This is a genomic window from Thermochromatium tepidum ATCC 43061 (genome assembly GCF_009664085.1).
Lineage (GTDB): Bacteria > Pseudomonadota > Gammaproteobacteria > Chromatiales > Chromatiaceae > Thermochromatium > Thermochromatium tepidum.
The window spans coordinates 1,109,890-1,125,376 of record NZ_CP039268.1 but is presented as its reverse complement, the minus strand read 5'-3'; the positions used below and the strand labels follow the sequence as shown (position 1 = coordinate 1,125,376).

Genomic DNA, 15,487 nt, shown 5'->3' with positions numbered 1-15,487 from the left:
GGTTCAAGCCGCCGACTGGAACGCCTTTCCAAATGGCCCGATGATGACGCGGCCAGCGTCTTCCCTGATCTGGCCATCGACGTAGTCCGCCCACCATTGCAGCATCTGGCGGCGTTGGGCAAGGTATTCGGCGCGGTTGTAGACGCCCCGCACCCCTTTTTGCTCGTGCGCCAGGGCTTTTTCGATCCAGTCGGAATTGAAGCCTTGCTCGTGGAGATGGGTGGAGGCCGTGCGCCGGAAGTCGTGGAGGACGAAGTCGCGCACGTCGACGTCCAGCGCCCGCACCGCGACGTTCAAAGTGCTCTTGGCGATCGGTCGATGTAAATCGCCGCGACTGGGGAAAACCCATTCCGAACCGCTGGCCAGATCGCGCAGTTCTTCGAACATCGCCAGCGCCTGACGCGAAAGGGGCACCAGATGCGACCTGTCCTTTTTCATGCGCTCGGCGGGAATCGCCCATTCAGCGCGCTCGAAATCGACTTCCTCCCAGCGCGCTTCGATCAGCTCGGATTTGCGCACCATGCAGAGAATCAATAGGTGCAGGGCCAGTTTGTGTGAGCGTTTCATGCTCGAGCGGTAAATGGCCCGCATCAGCCTGCCGATTTCCTCCGCCGTCAATGCGACATCCCGACTTCTCGCCTGGGCGATGAATCTTGCCTCGATGGCGGCGGCCGGGTTGAACTGGGTCTTTTGCCGGGCAATGGCGTAGGCAAACATCCGCTTCAACACGTTGCGGGTCTGTAGCGCCATCTGGTCGGCACCGCGGCGTTTGATGCGGTCGGTGACCGTCAGAATGTCATCGGGCGTGACTTCGGCAAGGCGTTTTTCGCCAATGACCGGGATCACGTCCTTTTTCAGAATGCGCTCGATGTTGCGTGGGTTGCTGTTGGCCGGCGCGGCGATTTCCTCGTGCCAACGCCAGGCGAAGGCTCTGACGGTGTCGGCCTCGTGCGCCGCGTCCTCCTTGGCTTTGGCAGCCTCTTTCGCTTTCAGGCACCACTTCGAGACGAATGCCTCGGCCATTTCCTTGACTGCTGGCGAAACCTCTGCCGGAATCGGGTCGCCTCGCTTGAGGGCCATGGGCGAGAGACAGCGTTTGACCAAGGCTTTGCAGTCGTCCCGCCAGCTCCGAGCCTCGGCCAGGGAATAGGCTGGATAGTCACCAAGCCGGACAGTCTCCTGCTTTCGGTTCGCGGCCCTGTATTTGAGGCCCCGTAACTGTTCAGGTGCCCCGGGGAAGCTACCCCGAGAAATTTGGCTGAGGGGTGTTGCCCTTGAACACCTGGATGAGGGATTGGAAGAGGTCGAAGTGCTGCTTCTGCAGGGTGGCGAGGTAGGAGCGGATGGTGCAGAAGGCTAAAGCGCCTTCGGTGGTGCGGAAGCAACCGGCGATCTTGTGCTTGACCTTGGGCATGCGGATCGCTTGTTCGGCAAGGTTGTTACTGAACGGAACGCGTGGATCGGTCGTGAAGCGCAGGACATCGTCGGCATGATCACGCAATCGTCGGTAGAGATTGAACGGCACGCTTTGCGCCGTGCGCCCGCGTCTGCCGCTGGCGGGTTTGGCTGGATTGGCGGCGGCCGCTTCAGCAAGGATCGCCTCGTAGTGAGTGCGGATCGCCTGGATGCGCTGGGCCGTCAGCGGCTGGCCATGGGCGGCCACCGTTTCATGGTGGGCACAGACCAACAAATCGATCATGCGCTTGGCCCACGCTTGTCCGCATTCCTCATGGACGAAGGTCAATTCACGCAGATGATGGGCGTTGCACAGCGCATGGGTGCAGGTCAGTTCCCGATACGAGGCCCAGCCGTCATGAACCAGCGTTCCCTTGAGCCGATACAGCAGACCGAAGTCCTCAAACGCCGCCTTGCCGCGCTTGGCATGCAGACCCAGCCAGGTCAGGGTGTCGGTCACCGCGGTGTGCAGCCAGTTGAGCTTGCCTGCCACGCGAAAGCCAGACTCGTCGGCGCCCGCGACATCCGCCTGAGCGACCGCATCCGCGATCCGCGCGACCGTCGGAGCCAACCGCTCACTCGCCTCCCCGATCATGGCCTGAACCGTGCCGGTCGAGATCGGCACACCATACAGGTCTGCAAGGACGTTGGCGGTGCGCGCCACGGGCAGCATGTGGTGCTGCGTCAGATAGACCGCCTGCGCCTTGACGCCGGGGCCATATTGAACCGGGGCCGTGACCTCGGGCGGGAATTCGCTGCGGTGCAGTTTGCCGCAGGTGCAGCGCAGCGCGTGAATCCGGTGCTCGGTCACTTCCATTGTCACCGGCGGCAGATCGAAGACCTGGCGGATTTCGGTCGTGGCCTGCCCCGTGAGCGATTCGCCGCAGACGTCGCATACCTCGGGCAGTGGATGATCCACCACGTGATCGGGCTGCGCCACTTGCTTGAGCGTCGAACCGGAATGACCCGGCTGACCGCCAGGCGGTCGGCTTCCCTGCTTGCGCATCGACTTCGTCTTCTTCAAGCCTTCGGCCGAGGATGGAATGCTCGAGTTGCGGCTGTTCTTCGCCATCTGCCCGCGCAGATGGGCGACTTCCCCCTGCAGCCGGGTCACTTCCGCTGTCAGCCGGACGACTTCCTGGCGCAACGCGGTGACCCAATCCCACAGCAGATGAATGAGTGCGTCTTTCTCCGCGTGCGTCAGGTCAGCAAGATCGGGCAGTCTTTCCATGCCGCTTATTGTCAGCTGTCCTTCCCGTTCTTAAACCCGGATCAGAGACTCTTTTATGGGGAACCTGAACAGTTACCCACCGACCGGCATTGTTTCCGGGCGACGACTTCTCCGTCACCCGGTCATCCAGTCCCAGTTCCCGCAGGGCATTCTGCGTCTCCTCCAGTGACTGCTGCGGGAGTCCATCCGGGGGGCTCACCTCGACCGCGATGGTCAGCTTCAAGCCCGGCGTGGCCGCAAAGCGTGAGAGCACCTTGGTGTAGAAGTTCATCCATTTCTGTGGCGGCACTTCGCCAGACCATCGGATGCCGGCAATCTTCGCTGGCCCGGGAACAGGCGGGGTCGGCGCCGGTTGAGGTTCAATTGGTGTACCACTTGGTTCCGCACCTCCACCTGTCCCTGTTCCAACTCCCGTGCCGCCTCTTTGCACGGGAACCCCCGCCGGCGGTGGTGTGGTTTGAGCCTCCAGGTAGGCCCGTGCCACTTCAGCCGTGATGATGAACATGTCATCGGAGAATTCGATGTCTGCCGGGTCGATGCTCTGCTTGAAGGCGAACGGCTGATACGCGCCTGCGGGGCCTTTCCCGACATAGGCCAGGATGCCAGCCTCGACGCCGCGCGCGATGGTTTCCTTGATCGTCTCCGCGTTCAATAGGCACGGGAACACGGGCGAGGCATAGAATGCATCGCGCACCGATTTCGTCGCCCACTCCTTGAAAGCGGGGGGCCAGTTCCGCACCAGAAAGTTCGGGCTCACCCCCTTCTCGATGTCGCCGTCAGCGGACAGCCGGTTGAGGATGTTGGAGATGGGGGAATCCGCCGCGCTGGAATGGACGAGCCCGAGATCGACCCTCTTTACCGTGTTGTCCTTGGCCAGCAGGAACAGGTGTTTGTAGGCGCGCCAGATGGACTCCTTCAGGTCACGTCTGGCCTTGTGGATGTTTTCGGCGAGCTGCTTCTTCTGCGCCTCATCGAGCTTGAGATCCTCCGCCTCGTCGGCAATCGCCTGCCAGGCGAGCAGCTTCCTTGCCTCTTCCCGCATGGGCTGAGCGGAATCCGCCACCACCCAGATCAACGCGCTCTTGAAGGTGCGCGCCGTCGTGCCGCATTCCCCCCATGTCAGAATAGTTGTCGCCTCTTTACGACGATGAACCTGGGGGCGAAGAGGATGGAAGATGGCGCGATACGGAGAAGCGTTCAGGAGACGGGTGGTGGCGCGCATGTTGCCGCCGGAGAGCGCCGAGCTTGGCGCGTTGTCGAAAGAGGTTGGCGTTTCGGTGCAGACGTTGGAGAAATGGCGGGAGGATGTGCAGACCATGCCCGCCCGCGGGCGGGCATGGTCTGCGGCGGCGCGGCTGGAGGCGGTGATCACGACGGCCGCCCTCAACGAAGCCGACAAGGGCGCCTGGTGTCGCGAACACGGCGTATTCCTGGCCGAACTGGAGCAATGGCGCGCGAGCGCCACTGCGGCCTTGGCGGAACCGGAAGAAGCTCGGGCCAGCCCGCAACAGACGCGGGCGGACAAAAAGCGCATCAAGGAACTCGAACGGGAGTTGCAACGCAAGGACAAAGCCCTGGCCGAGGCAGCGGCCCTTTTGGTGCTCTCAAAAAAAGTCGAGGCGATCTTCAACAGGGCAGCTGCAACGCTGGCAGACCCCTAACGGCGAAATCCGCCAGGATGGACGCCCCGGTGCAGTGCGTCCGGTTCCTGCTCACGCGCTCACCGCAGAAGAACGCGCCCGCTTGCTGGCGGTGGCGAACGAGCCGCGCTTTGCCGACGTGCCGCCGGCGCGCATCGTGCCCATGCTGGCCGATGAAGGGGTGTATCTCGCCAGCGAATCGACCTTCAGTCGCGTATTGAGGGAACAGGGGCAGAGTGCGCATCGCGGCCGCGCCAAGCCGCCCCAGGCCGTGCGGCCGCCCACGACGCATGTCGCCACCGGAGAGCGCCAGGTGTGGTGCTGGGATATGACCTATCTGCCGGCCCAGGTGGCGGGGCAGTGGTTCTTCCTGTATCTGATCATCGACCTGTATAGCCGCAAGATCGTCGGCTGGGAGGTGCATGCGGACGATCATTCCGACCATGCCACCCGGCTGGTGCAGAAGACGGCCCTGGCCGAAGGCATTGCTGCTTTGGATGCAAAGCCTGTCCTGCACGGCGACAATGGCTCGACCTTGAAGGCGACGACGGTGCTGGCCATGCTCCACTGGCTCGGCATCAAGCCGTCGTATTCCCGCCCGCGTGTCTCGGACGACAACGCCTTCGTCGAGTCCTTGTTCCGCAATGCCAAGTATCGGCCGGAGTTTCCCGCGAGGGGCTTTGCCGATCTTGAGCAGGCGCGCACCTGGGCGGCGAGTTTCGTGCATTGGTACAACCACGCGCACCGCCATAGCGGCATCCGCTATGTCACTCCAGCACAGTGCCACGCCGGCGAAGATCGGGCGATTCTCGCCGCTCGCCATGCGGAGTACCTTCGGGCCAGGGAGCAAAACCCGGCTCGCTGGTCGGGCGCTACTCGCAACTGGAATCCGATAGGCCCGGTCACGCTCAACCCGGAACGCGACTCCGTCATAAAGACGCATTTGGCCGGCTACAATGCTCAGGTCTTGGCAGCATGATTCAGGCGACAACTATCTTGACATGCGCCGGGCTGCGCAGCAGGGAATCCTTGGCGTCCTCGATGCGGGAGACCCACGACACCGAGGTCACCACCTGATCCTTTTCCTGCCAGGGATTCATGCCGTAGTTGGCGCGCAGGACGTCGCTGCGGATGACCTCGAAGTTTTCCCGGAACTTGTCCTTCAGCTCGCGCTGCCACTGGAATGTAAGATTGGCCGGCGTGATGATGAGCACGCGCTTGACCAGGCCGCGAATCTTGAGCTCCTTGATGAGGAGGCCGGCCATGATCGTCTTGCCAGCGCCCGGGTCGTCGGCCAGTAAGAACCGGATACGCGGCAACCTCATGAAGTAGTCGTAGACTGCCTCCAACTGGTGCGGCAGCGGGTCGACGCGGGCGATGGAGAGCGAAAAATACGGGTCGTACTCGTAGGCAAGCCCCAGCCGCATCGCTTCGATTCCGAGGCGGAATTTCCGGGCATCGCCGTCGAAGGGCTCGTGGGCTGGGGAGGACGTGAGGAGGGCGAGTTGCTCGGCGGTCAGAATCGGTTCATAAACCGAATTGGATTGGGTTCCCTTCCCGACCAGTTTGACGGAGGCGCCCATCGGAATCGCGACGATGACCTGTACCGGCTCCGGAAACAGAGGCCTGTGCACGGTGATGTTCGGTTTGAGCTCTTCGGCGTGCATTATTCGTTGCCCTTGCTTCCGTCCCCGGACGTGTCGTCGTTCGTCTGTCGTTTGATCCACCGGTCGATTTCCTGGCGCGAAAAGCGCCATGTCCCTCCGACCTTGAAGGCGGGAATCTTCTTCGCCGCCGCCAAGCGATAGACCGTGCGTTTGCCCACCTTGAGGTAGGCTGCCACTTCATCGAGGGTGAGTATCTCTGCCGCGTCGTCTTTCATCGCTTCCTCGCCCGGCAACAAGACTGCGGCCGGTGATGATGGTAATCTTGGCAAAGATACGGCAAACTTGTGCATCTTTGAATAGCCAACTAGCAGGGGGTGCAATTGCAAGTGGGAGACATCGGTTGCGCCGGAAGGGCCAAGTTGCCGAAAGTCAGCGCCATCGCGACGGCGCATCATTGATCCGCAGATGTTTGTCATCCGCAGATGACGCAGATGTTTCGTTGGCAAAGACCATGTCCTGCGTCCATCTGCGGATCGCTTACTCCCCCCACTTTTGATTGCACCCAGTAGCAGGAGGGGGGATGATCGACCCGGCAAGCCAGGCCCAACTGAAGGGGGGGCAGTTGTGTATCGTTCTTTCTGTCAATTCCGTTTTGCGCCATCGGCAGGTCTGACGCCATGACTTCGAGTAAAGGGGTATGCCCATCATGGCGATGCGTGTCGAAACACCCCCTGGAAGCGGCCTATACCGGGTTGCTCGAGAACAAACTGGATGGTGCAGGCGTTACCCTGCGCATCCGCGTCGATGAAGCCGCCAAGATCGAACGCACTGAGTTCTTCGGCGTCTCGCCGCGAGATGACCAAACGCTTCGTCTGCCGTCATGGGGAGGCGGCCTTGCCATCCACGCCGATGCGCCAGCAAGTGCCTCAAGGTGTTCAAGGATGGCGCCGAGCGGCGCTATACTGACCGCCTTCGCTCAGACCCGAGGTCAGTCAGCCCATGCCCCAGTACCGCTCCAGAACCACCACCCATGGCCGTAACATGGCCGGCGCGCGCGCCCTGTGGCGCGCCACCGGCATGACCGACGCCGATTTCGACAAGCCCATCATCGCCATTGCCAACTCCTTCACCCAGTTCGTCCCCGGGCATGTGCATCTGAAGGATCTGGGCCAACTGGTCGCACGCGCGATCGAGGCTGCCGGCGGCGTGGCCAAGGAGTTCAACACCATCGCCATCGACGACGGCATCGCTATGGGTCACGGCGGGATGCTCTACTCCCTCCCCTCGCGTGAGCTTATCGCCGACTCGGTCGAGTATATGGTCAATGCCCATTGCGCCGACGCCCTGGTCTGCATCTCCAATTGCGACAAGATCACGCCTGGGATGCTGATGGCCACGCTGCGCCTGAACATCCCGACGGTGTTCGTCTCGGGGGGGCCGATGGAGGCCGGGCGGGTGCAGCGCGCCGCGGGCGAGGTCCATCTGGATCTGATCGATGCCATGGTCGCCGCTGCCAATCCCAATGAGAGCGACGCCGATGTCGCTGAGATCGAGCGCTCGGCCTGCCCGACCTGTGGCTCCTGCGCGGGGATGTTCACCGCCAACTCGATGAACTGTCTGGTCGAGGCCCTGGGGTTGGCCCTGCCGGGCAATGGCTCGCTGCTGGCCACCCATGCCAGGCGCCGCGACCTGTTCCTCGAGGCCGGGCGGCTGATCGTGGAACTGACCCGCCGTTATTACGAACAGGACGATACGCGCGTCCTGCCGCGCTCGATCGCCAGCTTCGCTGCCTTCGAGAACGCCATGAGCCTGGATATCGCCATGGGCGGCTCGACCAACACCGTGCTCCATCTGCTGGCCGCGGCGCACGAGGCTGGGGTCGCATTCGGCATGAGCGACATCGATCGCCTGAGTCGCCAGGTGCCGAACCTCTGCAAGGTCGCCCCTTCGAGCCAGTATCACCTGGAGGATGTGCACCGTGCCGGCGGGGTGATGGCCATCCTGGGCGAGCTGGAACGCACTGGATTGATCCACACCGAGGTCCCGACCGTACATAGCTCGACCCTGGGCGAGGCCCTGGCGCGCTGGGACATCGGGCGCAGTCAGGCGAGCGAGGCGCACGAGCTGTTCCGCGCCGCACCCGGCGGGGTCCCCACCCAGGTCGCCTTCAACCAGACTGCCCGCTGGCCCGAGCTAGACCTGGATCGCACCTCCGGCTGCATCCGCGACTGCGCCCATGCCTACAGCCAGGACGGTGGGCTTGCGGTCCTGTTCGGCAACCTGGCCGAGGAGGGCTGTATCGTCAAGACCGCGGGTGTGGCCGCCGAGATCCTCACCTTCAGCGGCCCGGCGCGGATCTTCGAGAGCCAGGAGGACGCCGTCTCTGCGATCCTGACCGACCGCCTCCAGCCCGGCGACATCGTCGTCATCCGCTATGAAGGACCCAAGGGTGGACCTGGGATGCAGGAGATGCTCTACCCGACCAGCTATCTCAAATCCAAGGGGCTCGGCAAGGTCTGTGCACTCATCACCGATGGTCGCTTCTCGGGCGGCACCTCGGGGCTGTCGATCGGCCATGTCTCGCCCGAGGCCGCCGCAGGCGGACTCATCGCCCTGGTCGAGGAGGGCGACCGGATCGAGATCGACATCCCCAATCGACGCATCCATCTCGCGGTCAGCGAGGAGGTCCTGGCCGCACGGCGTCAGGCGATGGAGGCCAAGGGGCCGAATGCCTGGCAGCCGGCGGCGCGCCAGCGCGTAGTTTCGAGCGCACTCAAGGCCTATGCCGCCCTGACCACCAGCGCGGCCCATGGCGCGGTGCGCGACCTCGGCCAGTGGCGCCGAGTCTGACGGACCCCCGGGATACTCGACGCCATCGGTACGCATCATGAGCGCACATTTCATCGAGCAGCCATTTCGTCCGCTGCGACTGGCGATCCTGACCGTCTCGGACAGTCGGGACGAAGCCCAGGATACCTCCGGCCAACTGTTACGCGAACGCGCCGAGGCGGACGGCCACGCGGTCGTCGCCCGCGAGATCGTCCGCGACGACGTCTATCAGTTGCGCGCGGTCGTCTCGCGCTGGATCGCCGACCCCGAGATCGAGGTGATCCTGACCACCGGGGGCACAGGGATCACCGGGCGCGACAGCACACCCGAGGCCATTGTCCCACTGCTCGACAAACAGGTCGAAGGCTTCGGTGAGCTGTTCCGGCAGGTCTCGTTCGAGGAGATCGGCGCCGCGGCGCTCCAGTCGCGCGCCTTCGCTGGTCTCGCCAATGGCACCTTCGTCTTCTGCCTGCCCGGTTCGACCGGGGCCTGTCGCACGGCTTGGGAGCGGATCCTAAAACCCCAACTGGACATCCGCACCCGGCCTTGCAATTTCGCTCAACTCATCCCGCGTTTATTGGAACGATGATGGATCGACCCAACGACTGTGCACCGGTTGCAACTGGCGGCAAGACCCTGACCAAGGACCAGGCGGTCGCCATTCTGACGGCGCGTGTCTCACCCATCGCCGGCACCGAGACCCTGCCGCTCGAAGCGGCGCTTGGTCGGGTGCTGGCCGAACCCGTGGTGAGCACCCTGGATGTGCCCGGCTGGGACAACAGCGCCATGGACGGCTATGCCATCCGGCACGCCGATCTGAGCGCGCACGACGGTTGTCTTGCGGTCGCTCAGCGCATCCCGGCCGGCGCGGTCGGCAAACCGCTGGCCCCCGGCACGGCGGCACGGATCTTCACCGGTGCGCCTGTGCCTGAGGGCGCGGATACCGTGGTCGAACAGGAGGTGTGCGAGGCGTCCGACGGACAGGTGCGGATTCCGCTCGAGATCAAGGCCGGCGCCAATATCCGCCGCGCGGGCGAGGACATCCGGGCTGGCGCCGAGGTCATCGCATCCGGCACGCGGTTGACGCCGGCGCATCTAGGTCTGGCGGCTTCGGTCGGCGTGGCGAGGCTCGTCGTTCATCGGCGGCTGCGGGTGGCGCTGCTCTCCAGCGGCGACGAGCTGGCGTTGCCCGGCGAACCGCTGAAGCCCGGCCAGATCTATAACTCCAACCGTTTCGTCCTCATGGGGCTATTGCAGACCTGGGGCTGTGAGGTGGTGGATCTCGGCATCGTCGCCGACGATCTCGAATCGACCGTTGCGGCCATGGCCCGCGGCGCACGCGAGGCCGATCTGATCATCGCCAGCGGCGGGGTCTCGGTCGGCGAGGAGGATCACCTCAAGCCCGCCGTCGAGCGACTCGGTCGGATCGAGTTCCATCAGGTGAAGATCCGCCCCGGCAAGCCGCTCGTCTTTGGCGAGGTCCAGGGCAGGCCGCTGCTCGGCTGTCCTGGCAATCCGGTCTCGCTCTTTGTCACCGCCGTGCTGTTTGCGCGCCCCTTGATCCTCCGGATGCAGGGCGTGGCGGGCGAGCTAGAGGTGCGACCGCTTCGGATCCGCGCCGGTTTCGACTGGCCGCGCCCAGACCGGCGGCTCGAATTCCAGCGTGCGCGTCTGGAACGCGGGGCCGATGGCGAGCTGGAGGTCGCGGTCTATCCCAGCCGCTCCTCGGCGGTGCTGTCCTCGGTCGCCTGGGCCGATGGCCTGGTCCAGCTCCAGCCGGGACAGGTCATCGCGCGCGGTGACCCGGTCGAGTTCCTGCCCTTTGCCGACTTCTAACGTTGCGGCTGAGGGGCCGCGCAGCGAAGCAAGCGGTCCCGTTCCAGCCGCTTGTTAGAAGGCGCTACTTGCGACCCAACTCTGGAAGCGAGAGGCCACGGCAAATCTTCTGACACAATCGGTCTGCAACCTCGGCGTGTCTCGGCACAGCCTCTACAGCACCTGTACGCGGATTGCACCATAGAGAATGCGAACTCCCTTCGCGCTTCAGAAAGCACCCGTGGCGCCGGAGGTGGCGTAGCAGAGCCCCTCGCTTCATTCGACCACGACCACGTCACGCTCGGCGTCCGCTGGCAGGCCCCTAAACGCGTCTTCTCGCCGGTCCTCGAGAATCAGGGCGATTGCCTCGGAGAGGCTCTTCCGGGCCTCCTCCTTGCTCCGTCCCTGACCGTTCGCGCCCGGGACCTCAGGACAGTAGGCGATGTACCACTCACCGTCCCGCTCAAGTACTGCGGTGAATTCGTTGTGCATGTCTGCTACCCCGTGGGTGCCTGTGTCTTGACGTCCTTCTAACGTAAAGTAGACACCGATATAGGTGTATAATCTGGATGCGTTATGCCTATTAGCAAGCGGGCATTCTGTATAACAGATTGATAAAAAAGAACCTTGCCCGCAGGACCCCAGATATGACACCTCCCAACGCTCCCCAGCCACCCCGCCTGCTCGACCAGGTGCGCGAACGGCTCAGGACGAAGCATTATTCCATCCGCACGGAAGGTCAATATGTGCATTGGATCAAGCGCTTCATCCTGTTCCACGGCAAGCGTCACCCGCGTGAGCTGGGGGCCGCGGAGGTCGAGGCGTTTCTGACCGATCTGGCGGTCAATGGCCAGGTGGCGGCTTTGACGCAGAATCAGGCCCTGTCGGCGATTCTGTTCCTCTATCGTGAGGTCCAGGGCAGGCCGCTGCTCGGCTGTCCTGGCAATCCGGTCTCGCTCTTTGTCACCGCCGTGCTGTTTGCGCGCCCCTTGATCCTCCGGATGCAGGGCGTGGCGGGCGAGCTAGAGGTGCGACCGCTTCGGATCCGCGCCGGTTTCGACTGGCCGCGCCCAGACCGGCGGCTCGAATTCCAGCGTGCGCGTCTGGAACGCGGGGCCGATGGCGAGCTGGAGGTCGCGGTCTATCCCAGCCGCTCCTCGGCGGTGCTGTCCTCGGTCGCCTGGGCCGATGGCCTGGTCCAGCTCCAGCCGGGACAGGTCATCGCGCGCGGTGACCCGGTCGAGTTCCTGCCCTTTGCCGAGCTGTTCTATTGATCGCACCAAGCTTCAAAGAGGACACCATGATTCGGATCCGCTATTTTGCCCGGCTGCGTGAACGGCTCGCGACCAGCGAAGAACAGCTCGACTGGTCGGCGCAGACCGCGACCGTCGCCGCACTGCGCCGGCAGCTGTGTGCGCGGGGTGGCGTCTGGGCGGAGATGCTCGGCGCCGATGCGATCGTTCTTGCCGCCGTGGAACAGGATCTGGCCCACCCCGAGACGCCGATCCTGGACGGACAGGAGGTCGCCTTCTTCCCGCCGGTCACCGGTGGCTGAGACCATTGGGCTGACTCACACCTACGACGATCCACAACCCTAGGGTCCTTGGCTTATGGAGATTCCCGACGACCTTCGCCCTGGTGTTCGCGCCCCCCTGTCTCCGCCTGTCGCGGCGACGACGGCACGAACACCAACCGCGCGCCATGCCAAGCAGATCGTGACCGAACTGCTGCGCCAATTGCCCGACGACTGCACCCTGGAAGACATCCAGTATCACCTCTATCGGCTGGAGAAGGCCGAACGTGGACGTGAGGACATCGCCCAGGGGCGCGGTTATCTCAACGACGAAGCCAGGCAGCGGCTGGATCGATGGCTGGAGAGCTGATCTGGTCGCGCGCCGCGCTCGACGACCTCGAGGCCATCGCCGCCTTCGTCGCCCGGGATTCGGCCATCCAGGCCCGGCGGCTGGTCGAGCAGGTCTTTCAGGGGGCTGAGCGGTTGCTGGTCCGGCCCAGGCTGGATCAGCCGCGCGCGCTGGGCCAAAGGGACGAGACCCGCGACTACAGCGTCCAGGGTCTGCGCGTGCTCTATGAGCGACAGGGCGATGACGTGCATCTCCTTGGCATCATGATCGGGGCACACGCGACCGAGGCGAAATCCATGCTTGCCCCCTAAAGTTATCCACAAGGGGTTCGCATCGAGACCCGCTTTTGAGGGGATTAAGACTCGAGCGTCGTGCGCTGACTGGCCGAAATCACAACGGTAGGAGCGGTTTTAGCCGCGATTGGGGCGGTGAAACCGGCATCGAGCGCTGCGATCGCGCCTGAAGGCGCTCCTACCCCACCCACGCATCCCGGAGGATGCGGCTTTTGGCCGCGACAAATAAATCGGCTCCGAATCGCGGCTAAAGCCACTCCCACAAATCGAAAGCCCCCCTCTACAACCCGCCTCCACACTCGGCTCGAAAATTGATCTAGATCACTTGGTGTCAACTGCGCTTAAGGCGACACTTCCATGTGCACGCCCGCGTGCGAACCTGAATTCCAACTGGCGCAAGCCTGCAGCCCCGGCGATGACCAACCAAAGCTGAGACGATGCACCCCGCGCCGGTGGCCCGTCTTGCTGGGCGCGGGCATCCAGCAGATGCCCTACCTGATCCACGCCTTCGGCCTGGCCGGGGCGCGCGGTTTCGGGCGCTCAGGCGGACGCTTCACCCTGACCGCCGTCGAGCGCGAAGGGACGCTCGGCGCAGAGGACTGGCAGACGGTCTATGACGCCACCGTCGGACGCTATGAGGCGCTGGAGACCACCGCGCCCCTGGTGCCGCCAGTCCCGGCATGCGCCCATCTGCACCTGCTCACCCCCTGGCGGCTCAAGCGCGACGGGCGGCGCATCGGCGCGCGACTGAACACCTGACCTACACTCCTTTCGAGGTTGAATTGCATACTGGACACGGACACTTCTTCCAATGCATTGCCCACCAGTTCCTGGGGACTGTTCCTGTGGCCCCTGCTGACGACGCTGGGCCTGCTCCTGATCGCCGCCGCCATGCACTCCGCCCCCTGCTGGGTCATGCCCTTGCTGGTGGTGCTCTTGGCCTATCCGCTGTGGCTGACGACGCGCGAGAGCTTTCTGTTCAAGCGCCGGGTGTTACTGAGCGGTGCGATGCACGAGGAGGCGCTGACGCGCCGTCTGTTCTGGGGCGGACACCTCGGTGCCGCGATTCTGGTGGTTCCCGCCCTGGTGTTGGCGGCCTTGCTGCTGGTCATGGCCACGCGACTGAGCGCCCAGCAGTGGATGGTCCTGATGGTGGATGCGTCGGTGGTGACCGCAGTCTATCGGTTCTTCCAGCGTCGGGTCACCGGCCAAGTAAAACCGGAGTGGCTCGGTGTCGTGGTCCGTGGCTGGCCGCTGCGTCTGGCCAACCTGGGGCTGCTGACCCTGGCGTTCTTCATCCTGGACTTCTTCGTAATCGGTGCGCCCGATCTGCGTCACGATACCTGGCACGCCGTCGCTGAGCAGGCGTTTGAGCGTGAACGGCAGGGCATTGCCTGTGACTGGCTCGGCTGGCTGGTCGGCGTGCTGGGCGCCATCGATCAGGGGATCTGGGCGCTCGCGCAACGTTACATCCCGACGTTGCCAGCGCCTGAGATGCGGCTGGCGGCCTGGGGGCTGTTCCTGCTGCAACTGGGCCTGCTGTCGTTCGTGTTCACGCACCTGTTGCTCGGTGTGCTCACGCTGGTCGAACAGCGGGCAATCCGCGCTGAGTCGCTCACCGGCGAGGGCGCGCTGGGCAAGACCTTCGTGCTGACCATCCTGGTCCTGGCGCTGTTCTCGCTCTATCCCATGCTGAAACTGCGCGATCTCGATCCAAGCGACCTTCAGTCGCCCGCTTCGGAGGCGCTGAACTGGATCGATCCGTGTCGAGCGCAGGCCGAGCAGAACGCCGAGCACGCCAGCGCCTTGAATGCGCGGATCCAGGCGCGTGAAGCGGAACTCGGGCGCGAGATCGCGTCGCGCGTGGAGCGTGAACTCGATCTGCTCTTTGCCACCGTGGAATCGGCGGTCGACGACTATCTGGACTGGTATTTCACCGTGATGGGCGAATACGAGCGCCTGTTTGCCCTGGCGACCGACGACTTTGGTCAGTTCATGGACCAGAAGCTCGAAGCCCATCTGTTTGAAGCCACGGACTTTCACCGCCGGCTGGGCATCATCGACACCGACCTGCGGGAAGATTCACTGAAGGAACTGGCCAACGTCTCGCAGGCGGTGCATGACGACCTGGAGGCCCGGATCCGTGACAACCCCTGTGCACAGGCGACTTTGCATATCGAGTACCTGGGGCGCCTCGAACGCGATGTCTGGCGCGCGAGCGCGGCCGGAATCACAGGCACGACGGTTGGCGCGGTCACCGCCGCGCTGATCTCGAAAAAGTTGGTGGCGACGATCGTGGCCAAGGTCGCAGCCAAGAAAAGCGTGCAGGCCGCCGCGGCCATGCTGGCCAAGTTCGCCGCCAAGAAAGGCGTGAGCGTACTGGCCGCCGGCGGGGCCGGAGCCGTGACTGGCACCGCCCTCTGCGCCCCCTTTGGACCAGCGGCACCGGCGTGCGGGCTCGTCGGCGGTATCGCCGCCGGCGTCGGCACCTGGCTGGCCGTCGACAAGGCCGCCATCGAGATCGACGAGGCGGTCTCGCGCGACGCGATGCGCGCCGACATCCTTTCCGTCCTGGCCGAGGAGAAGGCGGCCCTGAAGGCCGAGCTCATCGCGCGTTACAGCGCCTTGATCGCTGCGGGGTTCGCAGACATCCAGACCACGACCGATGGCGTCTTCATTCCGGTGCGGGATGGCTTGTGAGTCTTTGCAAGCTTGTGACGTCGGCAGTGTGCGGCGCGGTCTCTACAATGAGCCC

At 64.1% G+C, this 15,487-nt stretch carries 15 protein-coding genes and 2 pseudogenes; 11 read left to right on the top strand and 6 right to left on the bottom strand.

Features of this window, described 5'->3' with window-relative positions; genetic code table 11:
• Positions 1-3: 3 nt before the first annotated feature.
• The 3 genes from E6P07_RS05230 to E6P07_RS05220 are packed head-to-tail and all read right to left on the bottom strand — an operon-like array spanning position 4 to position 3,908.
• A complete protein-coding gene (locus E6P07_RS05230) occupies positions 4-1,254 on the bottom strand; it encodes a tyrosine-type recombinase/integrase (RefSeq protein ID WP_153974637.1) in 1,251 nt (416 codons plus the stop codon).
• Positions 1,241-2,686 carry an IS66 family transposase gene (tnpC, locus tag E6P07_RS05225; protein WP_153974636.1) on the bottom strand — a complete coding sequence of 482 codons (1,446 nt, stop codon included), beginning with the start codon at positions 2,684-2,686 and terminating at the stop codon, positions 1,241-1,243. Before tnpC ends, E6P07_RS05230 begins: the two co-directional genes overlap by 14 nt.
• Positions 2,661-3,908: a hypothetical protein gene (locus tag E6P07_RS05220; RefSeq protein WP_153974635.1), complete on the bottom strand. Its 1,248-nt coding sequence runs from the start codon at positions 3,906-3,908 to the stop codon at positions 2,661-2,663. Before E6P07_RS05220 ends, tnpC begins: the two co-directional genes overlap by 26 nt.
• Between E6P07_RS05220 and E6P07_RS05215 the strand changes: the two are divergent.
• A pseudogene (locus E6P07_RS05215) lies at positions 3,904-5,305 on the top strand (IS3 family transposase); the annotation flags it as partial. The gene E6P07_RS05220 and the pseudogene E6P07_RS05215 sit on opposite strands and share 5 nt — an antisense overlap.
• 1 nt (position 5,306) lies before the next feature.
• Here E6P07_RS05215 and E6P07_RS05210 read toward each other — a convergent pair.
• Both E6P07_RS05210 and mads1 read right to left on the bottom strand, forming a co-directional pair.
• Positions 5,307-5,993, bottom strand: coding sequence for an SNF2-related protein (locus E6P07_RS05210; RefSeq protein WP_211363167.1), 687 nt, complete (start codon positions 5,991-5,993; stop codon positions 5,307-5,309).
• A complete protein-coding gene (gene mads1, locus E6P07_RS05205; protein WP_425505148.1) occupies positions 5,993-6,283 on the bottom strand; it encodes a methylation-associated defense system helix-turn-helix domain-containing protein MAD1 in 291 nt (96 codons plus the stop codon). Before mads1 ends, E6P07_RS05210 begins: the two co-directional genes overlap by 1 nt.
• A 356-nt stretch (positions 6,284-6,639) precedes the next feature.
• On the opposite strand from mads1, the pseudogene E6P07_RS05200 reads away from it, so the two are divergent.
• The 4 genes and pseudogenes from E6P07_RS05200 to E6P07_RS05185 all read left to right on the top strand — a co-directional run.
• Positions 6,640-6,784, top strand: a pseudogene (locus E6P07_RS05200) (IS256 family transposase); the annotation flags it as partial.
• Positions 6,785-6,932: 148 nt separating this feature from the next.
• Positions 6,933-8,783 (top strand): dihydroxy-acid dehydratase, encoded by a 1,851-nt coding sequence (gene ilvD / locus E6P07_RS05195; RefSeq protein WP_153974633.1) that lies wholly within the window; start codon positions 6,933-6,935, stop codon positions 8,781-8,783.
• 37 nt (positions 8,784-8,820) lie between these two features.
• The gene (gene moaB, locus E6P07_RS05190; RefSeq protein ID WP_153974632.1) at positions 8,821-9,351 is read left to right on the top strand and encodes a molybdenum cofactor biosynthesis protein B; all 531 of its coding nucleotides are present in this window, start codon (positions 8,821-8,823) and stop codon (positions 9,349-9,351) included.
• Complete coding sequence (locus E6P07_RS05185; protein ID WP_425505147.1) at positions 9,351-10,598, top strand: molybdopterin molybdotransferase MoeA; 1,248 nt, start codon at positions 9,351-9,353, stop codon at positions 10,596-10,598. Before moaB ends, E6P07_RS05185 begins: the two co-directional genes overlap by 1 nt.
• A gap of 255 nt (positions 10,599-10,853) precedes the next feature.
• Here E6P07_RS05185 and E6P07_RS05180 read toward each other — a convergent pair whose 3' ends face one another.
• Positions 10,854-11,069 carry a type II toxin-antitoxin system HicB family antitoxin gene (locus tag E6P07_RS05180; RefSeq protein ID WP_153974630.1) on the bottom strand — a complete coding sequence of 72 codons (216 nt, stop codon included), beginning with the start codon at positions 11,067-11,069 and terminating at the stop codon, positions 10,854-10,856.
• Between the two features lie 155 nt (positions 11,070-11,224).
• Here E6P07_RS05180 and E6P07_RS13880 point away from each other — a divergent pair, with 155 nt between their 5' ends.
• The 6 genes from E6P07_RS13880 to E6P07_RS05150 all read left to right on the top strand — a co-directional run bounded on the left by E6P07_RS13880 (position 11,225) and on the right by E6P07_RS05150 (position 15,432).
• The gene (locus E6P07_RS13880; RefSeq protein WP_153974629.1) at positions 11,225-11,851 is read left to right on the top strand and encodes a phage integrase N-terminal SAM-like domain-containing protein; all 627 of its coding nucleotides are present in this window, start codon (positions 11,225-11,227) and stop codon (positions 11,849-11,851) included.
• Positions 11,852-11,877: 26 nt separating this feature from the next.
• Positions 11,878-12,132, top strand: a complete 255-nt coding sequence (moaD, locus tag E6P07_RS05170) for a molybdopterin converting factor subunit 1 (RefSeq protein ID WP_153974628.1) — start codon at positions 11,878-11,880, stop codon at positions 12,130-12,132.
• 160 nt (positions 12,133-12,292) lie between these two features.
• Complete coding sequence (locus E6P07_RS13705; RefSeq protein ID WP_170286771.1) at positions 12,293-12,460, top strand: hypothetical protein; 168 nt, start codon at positions 12,293-12,295, stop codon at positions 12,458-12,460.
• Entirely contained in the window at positions 12,445-12,750 is a 306-nt protein-coding gene (locus E6P07_RS05160) for a type II toxin-antitoxin system RelE/ParE family toxin (RefSeq protein WP_153974626.1), read from the top strand. The genes E6P07_RS13705 and E6P07_RS05160 overlap by 16 nt, the downstream gene beginning before the upstream one ends.
• 468 nt (positions 12,751-13,218) lie before the next feature.
• Complete coding sequence (locus E6P07_RS05155) at positions 13,219-13,491, top strand: hypothetical protein (RefSeq protein ID WP_162008608.1); 273 nt, start codon at positions 13,219-13,221, stop codon at positions 13,489-13,491.
• A gap of 57 nt (positions 13,492-13,548) precedes the next feature.
• Positions 13,549-15,432 carry a hypothetical protein gene (locus tag E6P07_RS05150; protein WP_153974625.1) on the top strand — a complete coding sequence of 628 codons (1,884 nt, stop codon included), beginning with the start codon at positions 13,549-13,551 and terminating at the stop codon, positions 15,430-15,432.
• Positions 15,433-15,487 lie beyond the last annotated feature (55 nt).

Coding starts and splice junctions, on each gene's coding strand:
- E6P07_RS05210 (WP_211363167.1), bottom strand. CDS start 5,993: ATGCACGCCGAAGAGCTCAAACCGAACATCACCGTGCACAGGCCTCTG.
- mads1 (WP_425505148.1), bottom strand. CDS start 6,283: ATGCACAAGTTTGCCGTATCTTTGCCAAGATTACCATCATCACCGGCC.
- ilvD (WP_153974633.1), top strand. CDS start 6,933: ATGCCCCAGTACCGCTCCAGAACCACCACCCATGGCCGTAACATGGCC.
- moaD (WP_153974628.1), top strand. CDS start 11,878: ATGATTCGGATCCGCTATTTTGCCCGGCTGCGTGAACGGCTCGCGACC.
- E6P07_RS05220 (WP_153974635.1), bottom strand. CDS start 3,908: ATGCGCGCCACCACCCGTCTCCTGAACGCTTCTCCGTATCGCGCCATC.
- E6P07_RS05180 (WP_153974630.1), bottom strand. CDS start 11,069: ATGCACAACGAATTCACCGCAGTACTTGAGCGGGACGGTGAGTGGTAC.
- E6P07_RS13880 (WP_153974629.1), top strand. CDS start 11,225: ATGACACCTCCCAACGCTCCCCAGCCACCCCGCCTGCTCGACCAGGTG.
- E6P07_RS05155 (WP_162008608.1), top strand. CDS start 13,219: ATGCCCTACCTGATCCACGCCTTCGGCCTGGCCGGGGCGCGCGGTTTC.
- E6P07_RS05160 (WP_153974626.1), top strand. CDS start 12,445: ATGGCTGGAGAGCTGATCTGGTCGCGCGCCGCGCTCGACGACCTCGAG.
- tnpC (WP_153974636.1), bottom strand. CDS start 2,686: ATGGAAAGACTGCCCGATCTTGCTGACCTGACGCACGCGGAGAAAGAC.
- E6P07_RS05185 (WP_425505147.1), top strand. CDS start 9,351: ATGGATCGACCCAACGACTGTGCACCGGTTGCAACTGGCGGCAAGACC.
- moaB (WP_153974632.1), top strand. CDS start 8,821: ATGAGCGCACATTTCATCGAGCAGCCATTTCGTCCGCTGCGACTGGCG.